The following is a 20,853-nucleotide window of genomic DNA, read 5'->3' as shown; positions in this document are numbered from 1 at the left end:
GCGGGAGACAATCTCGGCGCGGACGCGATCGATCGGCCCCTGGTCGAAGCGCGGCGCGTTCAGCGCGAGCCGAAGCAGGCCGAACGCCGCGTCCTGCTTTTTGGAAAGCATGCACACCGATCCGTAGATGTCGTCGCTTTGCGCGTCCAAACTCATTTCGGCGCCGGCATGGTCGAGCTTCACCTGGAAGGCATCGCTGTCGTAATGGCCAGCGCCTTCGATGAACAGGCCGGCCATCAGTTTGGCCATCCCCTCCTTCCCGACCGGGTCCTGCTTGGTGCCGCCCTTGAAGGCAAAGCCGATGTTGACGATTTCCACTGTGTGGTCCTCCACCAGCCAGGCGATGATGCCCTTTTCGGACTTCACCTCCTGGATGTTCATCGCAGCATGGGGCCGAGCGCCGAGCGTCATCTCTTGATTCTCCGTCTTGGGCAAGAGATAGCCCGTGGTCGAACGGTCGAACGCGAGATAGCGGGCGGCAACTGCTTTGATTTGCTCGGGGGTAACCTTGCGGATGCGATTCGGCCGTTCCTCGACATCCTTCACGGTACCGCCGGTGGCCAGCGTCGAGCCGTAGATGCTGGCGAGCCAGTCCAGGTTGTCTTCCGCAAAGATCATATTGCGCAAATAGTGGTCCTTGGCCTTGCCTAGTTCCTCGTTGCTGACACCATCCTCGGCAATGCGGGCAACTTCGGCAGCGGCCGCCGCTTCGAGATCAGCCAGCTTGGCATCGCCGCGCGGTGCGCCATAGATGGCGAACTTGGTGTCGTCGAGCATAGTGCCCTGGAAATAGACGCGGGCGCTGGAAGCGATACCTTGCTGGACAGCGAGCGCCTGGTGGAGCCGGCCGCGGTTACCGCCGCCGAGAATTTCGGCCAGCAGGTCGAGCGCTTCGGCCTCGCCCGGCTTGGCGGTATGGTAGGACGGCACCACCCACTGCGTCGAAAAACTCGGCACGCTGACGCGGGCGTCTGAGAGCGTGACGGTGCGCCTGGTGTTCTGCTCGGGCTCAACCGGCCGGATGCGCGGCGGCAGGTCAGGTCCGCGCGCCACCTTGCCATAGGTCTTCTCGGTCAGCACCTTCACCGTCTCCGGCTCGACATCGCCGGCCACGATCAGCACGGAGTTGTTGGGCCAATAGTACTTTTCATAGAAGGCGGTGGCGTCGACGCGGTTCAGCTGCTCGATCTCCTGCATCCAGCCGATGATCGGGATGCGATAGGGCTGGTTCTGCCACAGCGTCGCGTCGATCTCCTCATGGAGCACGTCCTGCGGGTTAGTGTCGGTGCTTGAGCGGCGCTCCTCGATGACCACGTCGCGCTCGGTCTTGACGACATCGTCGGTCAGGATGAGGTTTCGCATTCGGTCGGCCTCGAAGCTCATCATCAGCTCGAGCGCCGACGGCGCCACTGTCTGATAGAAGGCGGTGTAGTCGGAGGAGGTGAAGGCATTTTGCGAGCCGCCGATCTCGAACACTGCGCGGTCGAATTCGCCGGCCGCATGGTTGGTCGTCGCCTTGAACATCAGATGCTCGAAAAAATGGGCAATGCCGGATTTGCCCGGCGGCTCGTCGGCGCTGCCGATCTTGTACCACACCATGTGGGTGACGATCGGCGCCCGGTGGTTGGGAATGACGACCACCTCCATGCCGTTGTCGAGCACGAAATCCCTCGCCTTGCCGTCCTCCCATGCGACGGGGATCGGAGCCGGCCCCGCGCCGACCAACTCGGACGCAACGGACGTCCTGCGAAGCCCATGAGTGCGGGGCTTGCTTGGTAGTTCTGGTAGGGAGAGTGGGGTTATGGGCTGCGTTCCTGGCAAAGTGATCTGTTCCTCATTTTGAAGGATCTATGTCTCCCGAACGCCTATTGGGAGAAAGTGGATCGGCACGCGACGCCGAGCCACATGAGCGGTCAGCGTGTTGCTGGGCCTGACGCGAGCCTCATCTTTGGATGCGTCCGGGAAACTTTCGGCATGGTGAGGCCATGGGAAGTCTGCTCGTTATCCATTGGGTGTTTGCGGATACCTGAGCATGCCCCGTGCCAAGTAAGAAAGCCCCGATTCGCAAGGTTTGATCCAACCTTGATACTTGCGATATCCGACATTGTCGGGCATCCGACAGAAAGCGCCTTTCGCCGGCGCGCCGGCTATGACGCTCGCCTCCTCCGGCGTGACGACGATCCTTTGGCGGGCGCCGCGCACACCGATCTGCCCCCCTATCAGCACCGCGACATCGAAGGACAGCGCGATCGTGACTGGATGGGTCTTACGCAAACATGCAGCAGTGCCACCGCGATCAGGACTTCATCCGCCCCACAAAGACCCGAGCGCGAGGGACGACGTGTAAGGCAACATGTCATCCTCGATAATGATGCCGCGCATAAAGAGGTAAGGTCCCTCGTCGTACCGGCGAGCCCCTTCGCTTGGTCTCGCGAGGTTCTGGTTTGCGAACGTCGACCGACAGCATCACGGCATGGGCGGCCCCATCGGTAGGCAAGCATTGACCGTGCCATCAGCGTTGAGGCAGCGCAGAGCCCAATTTCCCGGTGCCAGCCGGTACGTTGGAGCTTCAACTGTGGCCAGCCAAGCGGGCCGAGGCCGTGAAGTACCCTGGACCGTCCGGATTGCAACGCACGACGCCTTGGTCTCGCGCCAACGTCCATTGACGCTCAGCGAAGCATCATGCGGACGAGCTGGGAAAGCTTGGCCGGGCCGGCGCCTTCCCAGGCGCACGGGACGCGCGACGACCCATGTGGACCTTGGATTTCACTACGCACTTACGCTGCTTTGGCCTTGTCAGCAGCCTGAGCATAAAGCGTGCTCAGCTTTCAGGGCGAGCCTCTTTCATGTTGATAGCATCTGTCGTCATTCAGGATCGCCCCATTTTCGCATGCCGCTTGCAGCTTTCAGACTGTTGTCAGCCAGGGCCGCCATAAAGGGTCTCGTTTAACGCATTCGGGAGGCTTCATGACTCGACCACATTAATTTCGGGCGGTTCGCCGGCGCTCCGAAATGGCACTTAACACCAGATCCTCTCCAAACCCGTGATGATCCAAGAGGAAAACGAAAATCCCTAAATCAGAAAAAAGCACCGATACGGTCGGCTCCAGGCTGATGAAATTGCGGTCTCACTGGCCACGCACGATACTTGCGATGGCGATGGCCATTGCAAAGGCCGGTCAAGCACCCAAGACGCTGACAAGCACGCCTCCGACCAAAGCTCGATCGTTGGCAGCCTTTCTAGCCGTATACTTGGGGCATTTTGGGACGGCGATCCGGACGCCGATTAAAACCTGCCGGTCGTCTAAATGGAATGGTTGGTCCGGGTCCTTACTGGACCTGCGCCAACCCGATCGGGCCGGCGCACAGGGGCACCCAGACAATTGGACACGTCGCCTTTGCGCGGCGGCTTGCACTTTCTCGGATGGCCTTTTTTCTCCCCGGGCGAAATCGAGCGAGCGGTGAGGCGGAGCCTTCGATTTTGCCGATCATGTCGTGTCGCTTCGATCGAACTGCTCAGACGATGATAGCGGCATTGATTGCCGCGGCCGAAATGCGTTGTGTGAAGTACGATTTCTACGCCGTATACATACTGCCGTACAGTTCGCCCTGTCAGCAGCCTTGCCAGCAATCCGCCCTGTGTCCAACTGTCGTCGAATTCACCGGTGTCATTGAGGAATTCGTATGATCGCCTCGAAACCATCATTGCGACCGCGGGCGGGCGACGCAAGCTCTAGACTGCCACCGATCCGCTGGATAACCATGTTAGCGATATGTAGACCAAGGCCTGAGCCCGCAGCAGGAGTAGCACCACGACTAAATCGCTTTGTAAGCCCTTCGAGGTCGGGGAGGGGCACCACCGGTCCGGCGTTTGCAATAGCGATGGTTCCATCAGTTTGGACGGAAACTGTTGTCGGAACAGTGGGCAGTCCATGTATCAGCGCATTCTCGATCAGGTTACGAAGGAGGATCCCAAACGCATCGACATCCACTTTGCGCATCAAAGTGGTGCAGCCGTCGACGTTAAGATGCAGGCGTCCGGCATATTGCGGCTTTTTCCTCAGGTCGTCGATTTCCAGCCGAACCGATCGGACAAGATCGATCGCGTGATCCGCCATGCCAACCCCCGATTCGGCTTGAGCGAGCTGAAGCACTTTTTCGACAAGGCGGCCAAGGCTCGACAGCGCTTGCTCGATGCCGCGCGCACGCATTTTGGCCGACCCATTGGGAAGCTCGGCCACTAATCTCTGCATCTGAGCGATTGAACCTGCGATCGGCGTGCGCAGTTCATGCGCACTGTTTGCGGCGAACTCGCGTTCGGCCTCGAGAGCCGCCCGCAGACGATCGAGAAGCCGATTGACGGATGCCGCGATTGGAGCCAACTCTGCCGGGAAATCGCCCAAGTCCATTGGTGACAGATTGCCGCCGTCGCGCGATCCGATCTGCTGTCGCAGTACCTCGATTGGCCGCAGCGAGCGCCGGATCACGATCCACCAAACAGCTAAGCTAAAGGGCAGGAGCACGAGTGTCGGAAGGAAGACAAAAAGTGCGCCCTTCGCGATTGTGGTACGGCGGCCATCAAGCGGTTCGGCCAACTGATGATACACGCCGTCTTGGATCTCCTCTGTGTAGACGCGGTAATCAGCGTTTCCCCAAAAGCCGTTACTCAGGGGAGCATCAGGGAAGGGCTGCTGACCCTCTTCCGGTTCGGAAATAAGCACTACCCCGTACTTATTAATAACCTGCTCACGATAGGTCCAGTACTTTTTATAAGTTGGCAAGTGGTTATTGTATTGATCAACGTGTTTTCCATTCAAGACCTTGATCAGCTCTGGTTCTCTGTACTCTGCGCTCGCCTGGAGCAAGTCATCCGAACTTTCGTTTACATTATTGCAAAAAATGAACGCAGCAATGGTTGGGGCGGCGATCCAAACCAGGAGCGTTGCCCCGCCTAACCACGATATCAGCTTTCTCGTCATGCTGTTCGAGTTCGTCATGTGACCACGAGCCTGTATCCGGAGCCACGCACGGTTGCTATTCTATCCCCGCCGATCTTCTTGCGGAGCCGGCTGACATAAACCTCCACTGTGTTGCTCTCGAACTCCGAATTGAATGAATAAAGCGCGTGCTCGATCCTCCCCTTTGAAACGACCGAACCGGGCCGGCGTAGAAGGCAGTCGAGCACCGCCCATTCGCGTCCAGACAGGTGGACCTCCTGCCCGTCGCGGAAGAGGCGTCGCTCGGCTGCCTGTATGGAAAGCGTCCCAACCGAAAATTGCGGCTCCGGAAAATGCCCTTGGCGACGTGCCACTGCACGGATGCGTGCCGAGAGTTCCCCCAGATCGAACGGCTTGACCAAATAGTCGTCGGCGCCAGCGTTGAGCCCCTCGATGCGGTGCGAAATCCGATCGCGGGCTGTCAGAATGATGACCGGCGTTGTATCAAGCCCCTTGATCAGCTCCCGCAGATAGTCGATGCCATTGCCGTCCGGCAGGTGAACGTCGAGCAAAATAACGTCGTAGCCGGCCACAGCTGCATGACCGCGCGCTCCGGACAGGCCCTCGGCCCAGTCGACCGCGTGGCCACCAGCCACCAAATGATCGTGCACAGCACTTCTAAGGTCGTCGTCGTCTTCAATGAGCAGTATTCGCATCAGGCTGCCGAGCTCCGGTATGAGGGCAAGGCTCCTGCCTTATTGATCGAAGCTGACAGTAGGCTGAACCGGCGCCAGCGAATATCTGGGGGCTTTCAGGCTGCTGTCAGCTACAATTGCAAGAAAGGGGTCGTTAACAAAGCCAAACGAAGAGGCCTTATGAAACCCCTCCTGATCTCGGCACTTTTGCTCAATGTGACCACCGGCGGCTGTACACTGGTTGGCGGGCAATTCGACGTGGCGGTCAACGAATGGCAGCCGCGCCACGCGTCAATGTCCAGGCTTGAAACTGACAGGTGTCTTAAATACGAGGGCACCGTAGCGGGTGCCTCCAGTTATCGAACAGTGCCTAGCAGGTCAGAAGTGCACTTTGACCATAGGGGTCGTCCGTATTTTCGGCGCTCGCGAACAGAGTCGACGGTCAATCGATGCGCCACTGCCAGAGTCTGGAACGGTCAAGTGTTTGTTATCCCCCGTCCGGGCCATATTCTCTGCCGAGGACCAAGAAGGCCCTATTTTCGGTGCCCACGAACAGAGCCAACGGTCAATCGATGCGCCACTGCCAGGGTCTGGAACGGTCAAGTGTTTGTGATCCCCTGTCCCGGCCGTGTTCTCTGCCGAACTCGCCCTTGTAGTCGGCACACCAAAGATCGTTAGGGCGACAGCCGTTTGAAAGTGGTGTCCCCGTCGCCCTGTTGCGCCTGCGCTTGCGGCGCTCGACCATGCCGGCGGTCGAGCACGGCATGCACGGTCGAGATCGCGGGCCGGTGCACATCCGGATACAGCCGGGCCAGCCGCTCGCGTATCTTCGGCGCACCCCATGTCGGCTTGTCTTGCTTGAGGCGCACAATCAGCTTCTCGATTTGAAACGGAAGCTGATTGGCGTGGCGATAGGGCCGCCGCGATCGGTCCGTCAGCCCCTCCAGGCCGCTGTCGTTGTAGCGCGTGAGGATCTTGTAGCCGGTCTTGCGCGAGATATCGAACTCCCGGCAAAGCACCGCCATCTTCTCGCCGTCCAGCAGCCGGGCGACGAACTTCAGCCGCTCTTCCATGACGTTACACTCCTTCCAAGGCACCTTGCTCTCCTTGCAAAGGGCCGAAAGTGTAACCCATCTATCCGGAATGAACTGTCACCCATCTCTCGGGAAGGGCAGTCATGGCCAAGGCAACTGGAAGCCGAATTTTCTTTTAGAGTATGAATCAGCGCCGTCTGCCGAAAAGCGCGTCCACGATCTTCCCTTTTGAAACGACCGTGCAGGGCTGGGGCAGACGGTAGTCGAGCACCGCCCATCCGCGTCAAGTCAGGTAGACCTCCTGCCCGTCGCGGAAGAGGCGTCGCTCGGCTGCCTGTATGGAAAGCGTCCCAACCGAAAATTGCGGCTCCGGAAAATGCCCATGGCGACGTGCCACTGCATGGATACGCGCTGAGAGTTCCCCCAGATCGAACGGCTTGACCAAATAGTCGTCGGCTCCAGCGTTGAAGCCCTCGATGCGATGCGAAATCCGATCGCAGGCTGTCAGAATGATGACCGGTGCCGATTCAAGTTCCTTGATCAGCTCCCGCAGATAGTCGATCCCATTGCCGTCCGGCAGGTGAACGTCGAGCAAAATAAGGTCGTAGCCGACCACAGCTGCATAATCGCGCGCTTCGGACAGGTTCTTGGCCCAGTCGACCGCGTGGCCACCAGCCACCAAATGATCGTGCATAGCACTTCCAAGGTCCTTATCGTCTTCAGTGAGCAGTATTCGCATCATGCTGCCGAGCTCCGGTATGAGGGCAAGGCTCCCATCTTATTGGTCGAAGCTGACAATAGGCTGAACCGGCGGCAGCGAATTATTTGGGGAGCTTTCAGGCTGCTGTCAGCTACAACTTGCAAGAAAGGGGTCGTTAACAAAGCCAAACGAAGAGCCCCTATGAAACCCGTCCTGACCTCGGCACTTTTGCTCAATGTGACCCCCGGCGGCTGCATCAGCAAATTGATTTGGGAAACAGGCGCGCCGGTTCTAATGACCGACGCAGGCCGAGGTCTGGAACAGCTGGACCAGCGAACGGCGTCTTCGGTTTTTCAGGCAACAGCCACATGGAAGAATATGATTGGCTCGACCATGCGCCGAGCTTTGTCGAACGGATTGGTCGCGGGCGCACTACCACAGATTATGGCAGGTTTACGCCCTGGCCTTGACACCCGGGGTGATCGTCACCGGCGGAGCCGCGGCGTACTGATCGGATATCTAACGTCGCTGAGTCTCTCGTCGGTGCAGTGGATCTCTCGGCTTAGCCATCATGCAAAAAACGACGGTTCCGCGACACCACTTTTCAGGTCCGTGACACAGGCTTTGTGAGCCGATCTGTTGTTCTTACCCCAGGCTAATGGCTGAACAGCTCTGTCGCCGGCTCGATGCGCCAGATGGCGCGATGTTTTGAACCCTTTCACGAGGCGACGGCAGCAGCCGACCGGCTCTCCTATCGCGGCTCCCGCGATCCACACACCCAGCAAGGGAATCTACCATGGTAATGAAGGCACCGGTTGCCGACGCTAGGAATGGGTCGGTAGTAGATCGGCTGGTCGGCATCGACCTCGCTCGGGGCCTGGCTGTCTTCGGGATGTATGCCGCCCATCTCGGTCCCGACCCCGGCGAAGGAGGACTAGTCGGGTTTCTGATGGAACTAACCCATGGGCGGCCGTCGGCCCTGTTTGCCGTATTGGCCGGTTTTTCAATCCTCCTGATTACAGGTCGCAAGGCGCCGAAGTCGGGGATAGCCGGTAGACAGGCCATCGCCAGAGTCGCAATTCGTGCCCTTGTTTTGCTCGCGCTTGGCTCAATCCTGGGCTGCCTCGGTACCCAGGTCGAAGTCATCCTAGAATACTACGGAATTTGCTTCTTGTTGGTATTGCCGCTCCATCGGCTCAGCGCATATCAGCTGGGCTTGATCGCTGCCGCTACGGCATTAGTTCTCCCGCAAGTCCGTTCCTCCCTTCTGTCGGTTGCCCCCAACCTCCTCGACCCGGTCTTCCACCTCATGGTCAACGGCTACTATCCCGCGGTGACCTGGGTTCCTTTCCTCATCGCTGGCATGGCCATCGCGCGCCTTAATCTTAATACGCTAGCAGCGCATTGGCGCCTTGGTCTGGCGGGGGTCGCGCTGGCCGTGTTGGGCCATGGGGGATCCTTGCTCGCGCTGAGTTCCCGCGCTTTGACTGAAACCTCCTTGTGGTGGTCTGACGTTGACGGCGCTTTTGAGCCTTCCAAGTCGTCATTTATAGTCAAGTCGTCATGGATAGCCGCACCTCATAGCGAAACGACGCTTTCGATCGTGGGCAGCACCGGTTGCGCAATGATCATCTTGGCGGCTTGCATGCTCGCTGTGGATGCGCTCCCGCGTCTGCGAAAGCTGGTCTGGCCAATAATCGCAGTCGGCTCGATGTCTTTGACGGCCTATGTGCTGCACATTGCGGGAATAGCCTATCTTATGAAGATAAACATTTTCAAAGACGAGAGCCTGTCCACGCTCTTTGGCTTCGTTGTGGTTATCAGCACTTTTGCGGTGCTTTGGCTGCGCGTCTTCCAGCGAGGACCGATGGAAGTGCTGATGGGTAGGGTCGCAGATCTCGCGCGTCACATCCGCTGAGCACCGCCGCGCCCCGGCCTCCCGATCACATTACGGACAAGGTGGGGCTTTGTCCAAAGCTTGTTCGCGGCAGGGGAGGGTACTTCCTCCCACCCTGCCGCCTTGTTGATGGAAGCTAAAACGGTCGCGCAGGCGCTAGAGTTGCATCGGCATAATCAGCTTAAACTCGCGAAGTTAAACCCGCGGTTGGTCTATCTCGGCCCGCCTCACCTGAAAGGCTAAGGTATCCGTTTCGGTCAAGGGTTTTAGGGGCCATTTTCGCTGCGCCTTGAGGAGAGCGTTTGCTAGGATGAGGAGCTTTCGCAACAAGATGATGACCTTTGCGGGTTTGCCTGCCGCCTTTAGCGCCTGGTATTTTGCCTTGAGGTCGGGGTTGAAGCGCAGGGCGAAGGGCCGGGCATGTAGAGGGCCTGGCGAACATTGGCCCGGCCGCCCAGGCGCGGCCGCTCCATTTTGCCGAGGCCGGCGAGGCTTGCGGCCTTTGGTTCCGAGTTCCGGCATGTCGATGGTGAGTGTGCAGGCGGTGGCATCCGATGCGCCATATGCTGGTCAGGATTTCGCGGCGCTGGACAGCGTCGGGATCGGCTTTCATGAGGGTAAGCATCGTCTGATCGATATCGCTGAGTTCACGTGGATCTGCTTCCAGCCACTCGTTGTTGTGGCGCCTGAGCAAGGCAAGCGGTCAAGGTCTGGCTCTGGTGCTGGCTGCGGTGCGATCCCCGCACGGGCCAGGTGCCGATCGTGTCGACGATCCACCTCGCCGCGACCAGAGAGCTGCTACTCTCTTCCGCTGTTCATTCTGGCCTCTTCGCAATGAATGTCATAAAATCACCTGTCGCAATTAATGGTTTTTGATTTGGCTCCAGCAGCTGGCAGATATCGCCGAGAGTTCCGCAGAGAGCGTCGAAAGTTTTGGCCGCCTTCTTCCGCAGCCGCGCCTTGAGTTTTGAGCAGACCTGTCTTGATCGGGTTGAGATCGGGCGAGCATGGCGGCAGGATCAGGAGCCAGTGCCCTTTGGCCAACCAGTGGGCGGCGCGTACCTTGCCGACAATCTGGGGTTCCGAACCCGACAGTTGGTTTTCAACCCGACAGTGGCCCGCCTCAGAGCAGGCTACCGCCCTTCGGAGCAGGCAGAAGCTAATCGAGGTTCGCGGGTTCCGGTTTGAATGTGCAGGTCGCTGCGCGCCTGATCTTTCGGTCTGGCGGCACATGACAAAAACCCTCATTTTGGCCGACGATACCCGGTCAGGAGCGGGTATCGCAGTCGAGAAGCGACCCGAGCACGTCCACAAGATGTGCCGAGTTTGCAAGGTGTGTCATTGTTTCTGTCAACGTTCGAGCGACAGCGCACGACGAAACGTCTGGCATACGCCTCGTCTGGCACGCGCCTCGCATATGTTGCAGTTGCTGCTGGAGATCAGGCGATCGAGTGGGCCTTGCAATTTTCCGATTTTGATGCGCCTAAAGTCTCGTGTACAAATCAGGCTGGCGTGAATGGCCTGCCTAAGTTGCGACTTATTACAAAGGAATGGATATGGCGACTGGAACGGTGAAGTGGTTCAACAGCACGAAGGGTTTTGGTTTTATTCAGCCTGACAACGGCGGTCAGGATGTCTTTGTCCACATTTCCGCTGTTGAACGAGCGGGCCTGTCGACCCTTAATGAGGGCCAGAAGATCAACTACGAGGTGGAACAGGATCGCCGCACGGGAAAGTCCTCTGCAGGCAGCCTCAGCAAGGCTGGCTAACGGTCCGGGAAAGCCTTGGCAAGGTTCGTCATCGCCGGAACGCATTGACGGCTCGAAACCCGGGCCGGAGCATGCAAGTTAATGCCGCGGCAGGGATTGCTGGAGCCATCATGAATTACTCTGGAAATGAGGCTCTTGGACGGGAAAGGCGGGGCTCATCCCCGCCCTTTGATTCCGCGCAGATTGGGCCAACGGCTGCTGCGCGTCCGAACGACTGTTGATACGGATTTAGGCTGCGACCTTCTTGCGGGTCCGTTTCGCCGGCGCCGTGGCTGGGGCTTCCGGCTCTTTCGGTTTGCGGCCGAGTCCCATGGTCTTGGCCAAGGCGGAGCGCGCAGCGGCGTAATTCGGCGCCACCATGGGATAATCCGACGGCAGACCCCATTTGGCGCGATATTCGTCTGGGGTCAGACCATAGTGCGTCGCCAGATGGCGCTTTAGCGATTTGAATTTCTTGCCGTCTTCAAGGCTAATGATGTAGTCCGGTTCGATCGACTTTTTGATCGGGACAGCAGGTTTTTTTACAGGCACAGGCTCTTCTGCCGGTATGAGTCCAGCCGTGCCGTTTAGAGCCCCGTGCACTTGGGCGATCAGGGCAGGAAGCTCCCCCGCCGGGACGGGGTTGTTGGAGACGTAGGCTGATACAACATCGGCAGTGAGCTCGATGAGGATGTCGGTCTTGTGGGGTTCTTCTGTCATAAACTTCTCCGGGCAGCTTGAAACACAGTTGGGCGAAGTGTCGCTTCATAGTGGCGGTTGCCGCTGAAAGCAAATGGATCGACGGGTGCGCTGCTCCTCCACCATTGAAGTCTCGGCGACGCATCCCGTCATCGTCCATCGCTAAAGGCAGCGTATTGAATTATGGGAGCGGTCGCGCCCGCCCCACCATAGCGATACAGCAAGACAATCAAAAAAGCCGGTCTTTGCTTGGCCCCAAATCTTTTCTCCTTTCGTGAACGCTGAGCTGCCAAGCTGCTACAGTTCACCTCGCGGGGCAACCGTGCACAACACAGGAGTCGCCCGAGCGATACATTCTTCACTTGCCGCTTATCAGCGCTGGTGATTGCACTTTGCAGCCTGCCTCCGGACCCGCAGCGCTCACGCTGTTGGTTTTGCGCCTGCAGGCGTCGGAAGTCGGATCGCCGCAGCTAATTTCCTCAGGCGGACGAATTCAACAAATCGATTGTTTGGATCGAAGGCATCCACACCATCGATGCCTCTAGAATAGGATCCAGCTACAATCACCGTGCTGTAATGGCAGGGACGGCCAGCACAAGCGCGACACGATCCGGCGGGTCCATCGCTGCGTTACGTATTCATGGCTACTGCATCGGGCGCTCGGTCGACCGCCTTAAGCCAGGTCGCCGCATTGCGAGACGGTGACCGGCGAGGGAGAGGGCGCTCTGGCAACGAAGCGAGGCGGGTGGCCTTGCGGGTGGCCGCGTGATGTCATCCGGCTCTCCTGCCGATCTCTGCCGGCCAGATCTGGAGCAACTGTTTTGCATAGATATGGCTCTCTTCAGGGGGCCATCTATGATGGGAGCCGAGCGCGTGTTCGAGCCGGGGAACAGGCTGCGCATGCACTGTGCCCACCTATTGCGATCGTGCTAACCTTGGTTGTTTGGACTTGCCGTTAAAGGCAAGCGACAGATTGAAGTTATGCTGCACCATCTGATTGCCTGGCTCGTTTTCGAGAGCTCGCCGATACAGGGCCTGTGCCGCGTCATGCCGCCCCTCAATGTCCAAAATCACGCCCTTCGCATTCAATGCACGTACGTTTCCTGGGGCTGCAACCAAGACGCTGTCGAGCACCTCAACCGCTTCGTGCGGGCGCTTCTGGCCCACCAAGGCATTTGTAAGTCGTATCGCCGCATCAACATTGTCCGGGTGCTGCTTCACCTCATCCCGCAAAGCCCGCTCTTGAACATCCTGACCAACTTCGCGCAAAATGCGTTCGCGCATAGCCGGATCGATTTGATCGGCGCTGAGCAACTCGGGGGAAGATGTCTCCTGCACGGAAAGAGCCGGCTTTTGCCAGCTGGCGCAACCGCCCAAAGGCAGAATGGCGAGTACGGCAAAAAGAAGTGAGTTCCGGCGCAGAAACATAGGCGATGGAGAAACTGTATTACTATTCATGTTATCTCTCAGTTATCGGGGAGGCGCGTGGCGTTCAGTTAGGAAAGGTGGGACTACTCTAACAATCCGCTGTTCGATCCGTGCGGGAGTGTGACGGATCCTGCGGGGCGAATTGTAAAGTCGGAGGCGAGGTCTTGATAAGACAGCACGGCGAGATCAACCCCGTTTCGCGTCAGAAAGCCGCGGACGAAACGTCGGACATCCATCGACGTCAACAGAATAGGGCGGGTTTGACCCGGTTCTGCGTTCGAAAGGACCTGACGTATCTGTGATAGCATCGCTTCGCTTTGCCGATCCTCCAGTGCGAGATAGGGGCCTGCATCCGAATCTCGAACCGCGCCACGCATCACATCCTCGCTCTCGCGCTCGACGACCAGGGCGGACACGATGCCCTCCGTGTTGGCATGGCGGTGGCAGATCTGTCGCTTCAAACCAGAACGGACATATTCCGTCAGCAGGGCAACGTTCTGCTCACGCTCGCTCCATTCGGCCAATGCCTCCAACACGAGACGGGTGTGGCGGATTGGGATACCTTCCTCCAGGAGGCGGCGCAGAACATCGGCAATCCGAGGAATCGGCGTCGTGCGTAGCACCTCTTTCACAAGCTCAGAATATTCCTGCTCCATTCGGCCCAGGAAATGTCGGGTCTCTTGGATGCCCACCAATCGCGGTGCGTAGCGGGTCAACGCTGCATGGACGCGCAAGGCGAGGAGTTCGCCGGGAGCCCTATGCTCCGTGCCGGCGCCCGTAAGGGCCTTTGCAGGGGTATGTTCAACCGGGAGTGTGTCCGTTTTCGGCTCACGTCTAAGGGGGACACCGCTCGAGTCGACGTGCGCTACATCGGCTCGGAGCGCCATCTGGTTTGGATCTAAGGCGTCCTGTTCGACTGGCACGCCCTCGACATCAATTCGGAATTGCGATTCAGGCAGCTGCTCGTCAACCAAGACAGGGATGCGAGGAACGATAATGCCCAGATCGGCTGTGACCAGGAGCGAAACGCGCCCAATATGTTTTTGCAATTCGGCTTGATCGACCGCCTGCATAAGATCTGGCGCTAGAAAAAATGCGATCGGGAATTCCTTCGCAGGCGCGGCTTGCTTAGGCTCCGCTGCAGTTCCACCTTTCGCATCGGCAGTGCCGGCGCCCAGCACATCAGCCTTGACAATGCTTACCGCAGCGAACACTGCGGCCAGCATCAGAAAGACGGGGAGGGGAAACCCAGGAACGAACCCCATTACAACCAGGACGCCGGCCGCCAGTCGCAAGGCTCGAGTGCTGGCCGTGAGCTGACTGACCATTTCTGTACCGAGGTTGATCCTCGCCGTCCCAGTCACACGGGTGACGATGGTCGCCGCAGTAATGGAGAGCAGAAGGGCCGGAATCTGCGATATCAATGCATCGCCTATCGTCAGCAGAGTGTAGTGATGCAGTACCTCGCCGAAGGACATGCCCTTGGAGAGCAGGCCGATCGAAATTCCACCCAGCATGTTGATGCAGATAACCACCAGCCCGGCGATGGAATCGCCCTTCACAAATTTCATCGCGCCGTCCATCGCGCCATAGAGTTGGCTTTCCTTCTCCAATTCGGCGCGCCGCCGGCGGGATTCGTTGGCATCGATGTGGCCGTTGCGTAGCTCTGCGTCGACCGCCATTTGCTTGCCCGGCAGAGCATCCAGCGTGAAACGCGCCGCCACTTCTGCCACCCGTTCGGCACCCTTCGCGAGGACCATGAATTGCACCATGGTGACGACCAGAAATATGACGAAACCCACCACGATATTGCCTGAAATGACGAAATCGCCAAAAGTATGAATAATGCTGCCGGCCTCCCCCTCGGCCAGAATCAGTCGCGTCGTTGCGACCGTGAGCGCGAGACGGAATACAGTGGAAATCAAAATAACGCCGGGCAAAGAGGAAAAATCAAGTGGAGTACTGACATACAGGGCAACCATCATCAGCAGTATGGCCAACCCCATATTGAATCCTATCAGGGCGTCGACCACCACGACCGGGATAGGCATGACCATCATCGCGACAGCCAGAAGCAGCATCAACGCAACCATTAAATCCGGGCTGGCCGGCGCACGCTTGATGAAGTCACGCAGGACGTTGGCCATCGAGACACCTTTGCAATCGGTTGAGACTTACTCTGCTGTTACGCCATGAAACGTGGCTTTCGAACTCCGAAGGCGCCTCAGCCTTGGCCAGCGCGTGACCCTGCATGAGAGCCACAAGCAGGCGCGAAATGGCTGGGCAGCAAATGTTTCCAACGCAGCCAGCTTGTCAGCACCGAGCGCGGCAGGATGTTTGGCTGGCCATAGAGTGCTGCTTGATGGGGCCTGCGAGCTTTCAATATTGGAGAGCAGCAATGCGGCCATTCCTGCTCAGCAGCACACGGCTGTCCTCAATACGTTCGACCACCCATCCATCAGCCAAAATGGCGCCGACAAAATACTTCTCGCTGTCGATGACAATATATGGTTGGACCCCATGCCACACAGCTTCGACCGCGATTGCGGATGGCGCCTTCTCCTCTTTGATGAGCACTCCGTTCACCAGTGTTAGAGTACCCTTGGTGCGACGATCGAACGATTGCTGAAGCTTCTGCCAGCTGATGACCGATTCAGACGTGACGGTGCCTTCGGCGGTCACAACACCCTTTGCCGACCCAATCTTGACGTCGAGAAGACCCGCTCGATCGACTTCCTCCTGCAGCTCTTGGGCCGCTGCCTCCGTAAGTTCATTGTCAGCGCGGTGACTGATCGTTCTGGACGCGACTTCAGCCCGAAGTGAATTGGGGCTCGATCCACTTGCATTGCCAAGATAGGAGATCGTGCCTGAAAGCGCGCCGATCCCGAGTGAGCTGATTATGACCATGGCGAGCACACCGATCGGTAGGCGCGGTATGCCGGTCGAACCAGGCGGCTCTGCATCCTGCACGGACAAAGCAATGGACATCTCGCCTACGAGCAGGACGACAGGAAGGGGCACAACAACGGACTGGCCTGCGGCCATATTCCGGTTGCCCTCGATACTGATTCCGGGTGCAAGCGCCTCCAGTTCGATCGACTTGCCAAGAAGAGTTACACGAAGGTGATGCGGTGCCAGTCCCTGCTCGACAAAGACCAAATCGGCATCGAAGCCGCTGCCGATTAAACACTTTTGAAGATCCGTCTTGCCGGTCAGACCGCAATAGTGCCCCGAACGCACTTCGAAACGGAGGGAAACGGCGTCATCCACAGAGCATCTCTCAAACAGGATAGAAGCCGCATGGCAATTGCCATGCGGCTCATTTCGGGACTACGTCGCGTCAATAAGGAGACGCGCTAAGGGGCAGCCTAAAACCCGCCTCCGACATTACGAAACGCGTTCGTCGGCGGCCTTCTTGATGGTCTGGAGATTGGTCGTTAGAGTGCGCAACTGGACACTCCTTTTCGTCGCCTCCAAGCTAACATTGGTTAGTTCCTGCACTTGCGCCTGAAAAGCAGTAGCATCAGCTCCGCTTGTATTGCCGGGAGTGCCACTGTTAGTTTTATCGGTATTGCCGGCGCTACTGGTATTGGTATTGCCTGATTTTTTATTATTATCAACTGCAGCCATGATCATTCCTTTTTCTGTTGGAGTTGTGCCGTCAATAACGGCCTGTATGACCTCACGCCGGATTTTCCCGCGTCAGGCATCTTCTGTGTCATCCAAAGCTTCATCGGCCTCAGCCATCGCATCGTTCGCGAATTGGAACGCGAACGATCGCAGGATACTTTGGAAGGCTTCACTTTGTGCTGCAGACTGTGAGTTGTCTTGAAGTTGATCATTTGAAACGGTCCGGTTATCCGCCCGATCGTTCCCGCCAGCTGCCTTGCCATCATTCCCACCAGCTGGCTTGCCATCATTGCCATCAGCCGGCTTGCCATCACCAGAATGCTCGGATTTCGAATCCCCATGGCCCTTTCGGATCAAGGAAGTCCCGAGGTTGCCAACTCCACTCCCAATTGCTGCTATCATCAGGTACTCCGGCATTTGCCATTGGCGGCGACGTGTTAAAGGTTAACCTCGATCAAGCTAAGGGCGGGAGCTTTCGAGAACCTGACGGCTTTTGACAAAAACCGGCCAGCGCAAAAACGTATGCTCTGCAGGATGTTGCTCTCGCATCGAACAGTCGACCACGATCTCGGCTGTTCGGCCAATCCCGCCGTCCACGCATGCCGCGACCGAATGGCAGCCGCAGCAGCTGGTTTGCATCTCGATGCTGTGGTGTCGAACAGGAGACACGGTCCACGTGCTGCATGACCGCAATGACCGTATTCTTGCTGGCTCCACGGGCGCACGCAACGAGCAGGAACTCGGTCTTTGCATCACCATTCTCTCGCCTGCACATCACGGCCCGGCGCGGTGAGCTCATTGGCCTCGAGAAGGTCGGCGACCGTACGAACATGGGATGGTCTGCCGGCTTTGGGAGGCCGGTGCGGATCCTCTTCTCACCATATCGAAAGCTTGAAGCGGTCGGATTTTCTTGCCCTGTTCGTGAGAACTCCCATCGTCAGCTAATCGTCAGCCAAGCGGTCTATCTAGGCCGGCCGTGCCTGACCTTCGGATCCAAAGGTCCCGTCTCGACACTTTTTGTAACTATAGATCGAAATGGTTTCCCGCGCGATACGCAACGCACACGCTTCTCTGAAGCAAATGTGTGACTTTGTCGGTGGCGAACGAGAGGAGTGACGCATCAATAAAATCGTCAGGCACGTGTCTAGGAAGGGGAGCTAGCCGAGTTGGTCTGATTTCATTCGCTGTTCCTGGAAATCGGCGGACTGAAGCGCTGATAATCTCAGGACATCGATGGCAACGTTGCGAAAGTCCTGTGAGCTCGGGCCAATCTTGGCCTGCTACTGAGAAGCACTTTGGCGGGAACATTACGCCGTCGCGGGTCTGGCTGACCGTGACGTTAACCGAAAGATGCCGCTGGTCTCGTCAGCCGCCAGCACAATAGCAGCACATTCTCGCCTACTACGGAGACGCAATATGAAGGGCATTGGCCGACCACGGAAATCGCAGGCTGAAACTGGAGCCAGCCGCGCGGGGCGGGCGAGCAGTTCCCTTTCGCAATCAAGTCTTGCTGCGGGAGAAGGTGGACAGTCATTCGATTCCGTTGTGGAGCAGATGCGCTCTGGGGACGCCGATAGGAGGCCCTCCTCCCTTCCAGTTGCGCGCGGTCCAGGCGATGCCCGCGAAAGTCTGCCAGGCGCCTCGATTGGCGAAGATCAAATCCTGAACACACCGCGACGTGGAGCCGCTGCGCCACCACGCGGAACCGTAGCGCCACGTGGCGCAGCCGCAAGGCGGCGCGGTTCTCCCTCCATGTCTGAGGGCGAAGCCATGGCGCCGGTCGGTAGCCAACTATCAACCGCGCAGGTGGAAGGCACCAGCTCATCGTCAAATGAAGATATCAGTCCGACACAGCTCAGAATGAACAGTCTTGTTCAACAACTGACTGATTGCGAGGCTGCGGCCAGGAAAACCGACGTCCCCGAGGAGGCGGTGGAGCTGATCAGTCGGGTCGTCGATGCAGCCTCAGCAATTCTGGAGTACCGCGCTAGCCTGCCTGCGGCTGAGGCGCAGACAATTATGCCAGACGACAAGGTGCGTAGATGTTGCCAGATCGTGTGCGACGCCGCGAATGAAGTAGACCAACTTGGCCTGTCGACGATCACGAAATTGGACAAAAAGACCAAGAAAGCGGCAGGTATGGTCGATAAACTCTACTCCTACTCCCAGGCGGACCGGCAGGAGCTGTTGATTTTAAATGTGGAGAACCACCATACGGCGGCAATTAAGTGGTGGGAAAAAAAGGCATGGCGCTCCGAACGGCAGCGATCCGCCTGCGCTGCCACCGCTAGCCTATCCAGTGGAACGCCCGTGATGCGGGAAGCCGAGCGGTGCGCACTGCGGCTGCGTGCCGGCTCGGTACTGAGTGTCAGGATCTGGCTGGTCCGTGAGCGGATCGGTCTTGCGCGGGCCAAGATTGAACTGCGGGCGAGCAGGTTCGAGCCAGATTTGAAGGAACTCCTCGTCGGTCGAAATGGAGTGGTGCAGCTGATGGCAAGCGCCGCTCAAGAAGCTCTTCGCGCCCTCTCTTTGGCGAAGGGCATAATGGATGATGGCAAAACACTCAACGCTCATGATTGCGCGGTTGTAGAAAAAATCATGGAGCGGCTTTCGGATTTTGGATTGGCGTTGCACGAGGTGCATACCAAGCTAAGCCATACCTACCCAGATGCCGGCCTCCCATTGAAACTGTTCGAACGGATCGTGGACGATGCATGGATCACTGCGCACGATGCCATGCACTTGTTGAACCTGCAGTCTCCGCCGTCAGCCATCATGGCGCCACAGGCCCAGGCGGGCGCTGCGATGCCGGCCAGGGCAGGCGCTGCGATACCGGCTGACACTGCTGGTACGGCTGCAGTGTCAGAAGGCACTACAGCGCGAAGGAAAGGGAAGTCAAAGCATAAGTCGGCAGCTCGCGCCGGGACTTCTGCCGCCGGGCAGCCATCAACACCAGTCGCTGCGAACGCCGGCACAGTGCCAGCAGCCAAGGTTCTCGCGCGCTCGGATCAAGTTGCGAGTACACAGGTGAGAGCGCAAGAGGTGGCTGCGAGTTCGTCGGGGGCAGGCTCGACAATCGGGGGCGCCGCGTTGTCAATGGAGGTATTGACGGAGCGGCTCAAACGATTGGACGAACTTTTGCAGTTCGATCTGGCCGGTCAGCAAAGCGTCGTCTCCCAAGTGCGCCAGATGAAGCCTGAGGAGGCCGGTAAGGTCGTGGACGATGTGGCCCAGTACCTGCGAGCCCAGGCCATTGAGATGCAAACCTGTCTCGCCGGGTTGCAGGGGCGTAATGTACGCCTGCTACTCACCTCCACCCAGCTACCCAAAGTGCACGAACGCACAGACCAGCTCAAAGGGTTGCTGAACATGGTGCTGGGACAGGCCAACGCATTGAATGAAGGAAAAGCCGGCATTACGACTGATTGCATGAAGACCTACGCATTTCCGGCGCAAAAATACCTGGAACATTTGTGCAATGCCGACGAATTGATGCCGCCGGAGGCACCGGTCGCGCTGCGTGGCGAGCCAGGAAAGCTGTTTGAGATGAAGCTGCAGCCCAAGATGCTGGTCAATGGTGCGATGCCGAGCCCGATGTGGGTGCACATCCACACGAGTCGCCCCGTCATGGCCAGAAACTTGGAAGGGCTGGCTGATTCCGAATTCACCGCTTGCCACGTTAAATCCAACGAACAGCGCGGCTACAATCGAGAGCGAGAGGAAGCCGATGCTAGGTCCGGTCGCGAGAAGGTCATAATTCATCGCGGCAAACTCACCCCCGCTTTCTGTAAGTCCTTGTTGACCTCAGGGCTTGGCCGCCAACCACGCCATTCGCGTGCCGAGCTCCCGTCGGCGCAGGCTGCATGACAGGGCACTCAGAATGCGGCCGGCCACGCTGTGAGTCAGCGAGCATTTCTCCTGGCCAAACCGCGAATGCCGCTGCGCGAGTTGCGGTCCGGCGATTGGAGTCGATCGGCTACCGTCAGGGCCGATTTGCGATGTCGCGTTACCGGCTGTTGACGTGGCGGCGTATCTTGCCTCCCATCCAACTTATCGCCGAGATCGCGCCGCCAAGATCGAGGCGG

General features: G+C 58.3%; 12 protein-coding genes and 3 pseudogenes. 3 read left to right on the top strand and 12 right to left on the bottom strand.

Annotated features, from left to right (window positions below):
• Positions 1 to 420: 420 nt before the first annotated feature.
• From EN850_RS31390 to EN850_RS31370, 5 genes and pseudogenes are all read right to left on the bottom strand, one after another.
• Positions 421 to 1,725, bottom strand: a pseudogene (locus tag EN850_RS31390) (pitrilysin family protein); the annotation flags it as partial.
• Between the two features lie 1,943 nt (positions 1,726 to 3,668).
• Positions 3,669 to 4,997 (bottom strand): HAMP domain-containing sensor histidine kinase, encoded by a 1,329-nt coding sequence (locus EN850_RS31385; protein ID WP_126063917.1) that lies wholly within the window; start codon positions 4,995 to 4,997, stop codon positions 3,669 to 3,671.
• The gene (locus EN850_RS31380; protein WP_024505389.1) at positions 4,994 to 5,653 is read right to left on the bottom strand and encodes a response regulator transcription factor; all 660 of its coding nucleotides are present in this window, start codon (positions 5,651 to 5,653) and stop codon (positions 4,994 to 4,996) included. The genes EN850_RS31385 and EN850_RS31380 overlap by 4 nt, the downstream gene beginning before the upstream one ends.
• A gap of 619 nt (positions 5,654 to 6,272) precedes the next feature.
• Positions 6,273 to 6,705: pseudogene (locus tag EN850_RS31375) on the bottom strand (helix-turn-helix domain-containing protein); the annotation flags it as partial.
• A 244-nt stretch (positions 6,706 to 6,949) separates the two neighbouring features.
• A complete protein-coding gene (locus EN850_RS31370) occupies positions 6,950 to 7,408 on the bottom strand; it encodes a response regulator transcription factor (RefSeq protein ID WP_224570033.1) in 459 nt (152 codons plus the stop codon).
• A gap of 754 nt (positions 7,409 to 8,162) precedes the next feature.
• On the opposite strand from EN850_RS31370, the gene EN850_RS31365 reads away from it, so the two are divergent.
• Positions 8,163 to 9,284: a DUF418 domain-containing protein gene (locus EN850_RS31365; protein ID WP_127310090.1), complete on the top strand. Its 1,122-nt coding sequence runs from the start codon at positions 8,163 to 8,165 to the stop codon at positions 9,282 to 9,284.
• A 794-nt stretch (positions 9,285 to 10,078) separates the two neighbouring features.
• On the opposite strand, the pseudogene EN850_RS37435 reads toward EN850_RS31365, so the two are convergent.
• Positions 10,079 to 10,295, bottom strand: a pseudogene (locus EN850_RS37435) (transposase); the annotation flags it as partial.
• Positions 10,296 to 10,819: 524 nt separating this feature from the next.
• On the opposite strand from EN850_RS37435, the gene EN850_RS31360 reads away from it, so the two are divergent.
• Positions 10,820 to 11,032, top strand: coding sequence for a cold-shock protein (locus EN850_RS31360; RefSeq protein WP_008874821.1), 213 nt, complete (start codon positions 10,820 to 10,822; stop codon positions 11,030 to 11,032).
• Positions 11,033 to 11,260: 228 nt separating this feature from the next.
• On the opposite strand, the gene EN850_RS31355 is transcribed toward EN850_RS31360, so the two are convergent.
• From EN850_RS31355 to EN850_RS31330, 6 genes are all read right to left on the bottom strand, one after another.
• Positions 11,261 to 11,731: a MucR family transcriptional regulator gene (locus EN850_RS31355; RefSeq protein ID WP_024505385.1), complete on the bottom strand. Its 471-nt coding sequence runs from the start codon at positions 11,729 to 11,731 to the stop codon at positions 11,261 to 11,263.
• Between the two features lie 894 nt (positions 11,732 to 12,625).
• Positions 12,626 to 13,168 carry a tetratricopeptide repeat protein gene (locus EN850_RS31350; RefSeq protein WP_081714429.1) on the bottom strand — a complete coding sequence of 181 codons (543 nt, stop codon included), beginning with the start codon at positions 13,166 to 13,168 and terminating at the stop codon, positions 12,626 to 12,628.
• A gap of 53 nt (positions 13,169 to 13,221) precedes the next feature.
• Entirely contained in the window at positions 13,222 to 15,285 is a 2,064-nt protein-coding gene (gene sctV, locus EN850_RS31345; RefSeq protein WP_024505383.1) for a type III secretion system export apparatus subunit SctV, read from the bottom strand.
• A gap of 232 nt (positions 15,286 to 15,517) precedes the next feature.
• On the bottom strand, positions 15,518 to 16,408 hold the full coding sequence (locus EN850_RS31340) for a hypothetical protein (RefSeq protein ID WP_127310091.1): 891 nt from the start codon (positions 16,406 to 16,408) through the stop codon (positions 15,518 to 15,520).
• A 117-nt stretch (positions 16,409 to 16,525) separates the two neighbouring features.
• On the bottom strand, positions 16,526 to 16,768 hold the full coding sequence (locus EN850_RS37430) for a nodulation protein NopA (protein WP_224570034.1): 243 nt from the start codon (positions 16,766 to 16,768) through the stop codon (positions 16,526 to 16,528).
• Between the two features lie 72 nt (positions 16,769 to 16,840).
• Entirely contained in the window at positions 16,841 to 17,170 is a 330-nt protein-coding gene (locus tag EN850_RS31330) for a hypothetical protein (RefSeq protein ID WP_081714433.1), read from the bottom strand.
• Positions 17,171 to 18,520: 1,350 nt separating this feature from the next.
• Between EN850_RS31330 and EN850_RS31325 the strand changes: the two genes are divergently transcribed.
• Positions 18,521 to 20,635, top strand: a complete 2,115-nt coding sequence (locus EN850_RS31325; RefSeq protein WP_245478250.1) for a hypothetical protein — start codon at positions 18,521 to 18,523, stop codon at positions 20,633 to 20,635.
• Positions 20,636 to 20,853: the final 218 nt, after the last annotated feature.

Origin of the sequence: Mesorhizobium sp. M8A.F.Ca.ET.207.01.1.1 (assembly GCF_004794715.1) — a bacterium.
GTDB lineage: Bacteria > Pseudomonadota > Alphaproteobacteria > Rhizobiales > Rhizobiaceae > Mesorhizobium.
This window is presented reverse-complemented; position numbering and strand designations above follow the sequence as displayed.

Coding starts and splice junctions, on each gene's coding strand:
- EN850_RS31385 (WP_126063917.1), bottom strand. CDS start 4,997: ATGACGAACTCGAACAGCATGACGAGAAAGCTGATATCGTGGTTAGGC.
- EN850_RS31380 (WP_024505389.1), bottom strand. CDS start 5,653: ATGCGAATACTGCTCATTGAAGACGACGACGACCTTAGAAGTGCTGTG.
- EN850_RS31370 (WP_224570033.1), bottom strand. CDS start 7,408: ATGATGCGAATACTGCTCACTGAAGACGATAAGGACCTTGGAAGTGCT.
- EN850_RS31365 (WP_127310090.1), top strand. CDS start 8,163: ATGGTAATGAAGGCACCGGTTGCCGACGCTAGGAATGGGTCGGTAGTA.
- EN850_RS31360 (WP_008874821.1), top strand. CDS start 10,820: ATGGCGACTGGAACGGTGAAGTGGTTCAACAGCACGAAGGGTTTTGGT.
- EN850_RS31355 (WP_024505385.1), bottom strand. CDS start 11,731: ATGACAGAAGAACCCCACAAGACCGACATCCTCATCGAGCTCACTGCC.
- EN850_RS31350 (WP_081714429.1), bottom strand. CDS start 13,168: ATGAATAGTAATACAGTTTCTCCATCGCCTATGTTTCTGCGCCGGAAC.
- sctV (WP_024505383.1), bottom strand. CDS start 15,285: ATGGCCAACGTCCTGCGTGACTTCATCAAGCGTGCGCCGGCCAGCCCG.
- EN850_RS37430 (WP_224570034.1), bottom strand. CDS start 16,768: ATGGCTGCAGTTGATAATAATAAAAAATCAGGCAATACCAATACCAGT.
- EN850_RS31330 (WP_081714433.1), bottom strand. CDS start 17,170: ATGATAGCAGCAATTGGGAGTGGAGTTGGCAACCTCGGGACTTCCTTG.
- EN850_RS31325 (WP_245478250.1), top strand. CDS start 18,521: ATGTCTGAGGGCGAAGCCATGGCGCCGGTCGGTAGCCAACTATCAACC.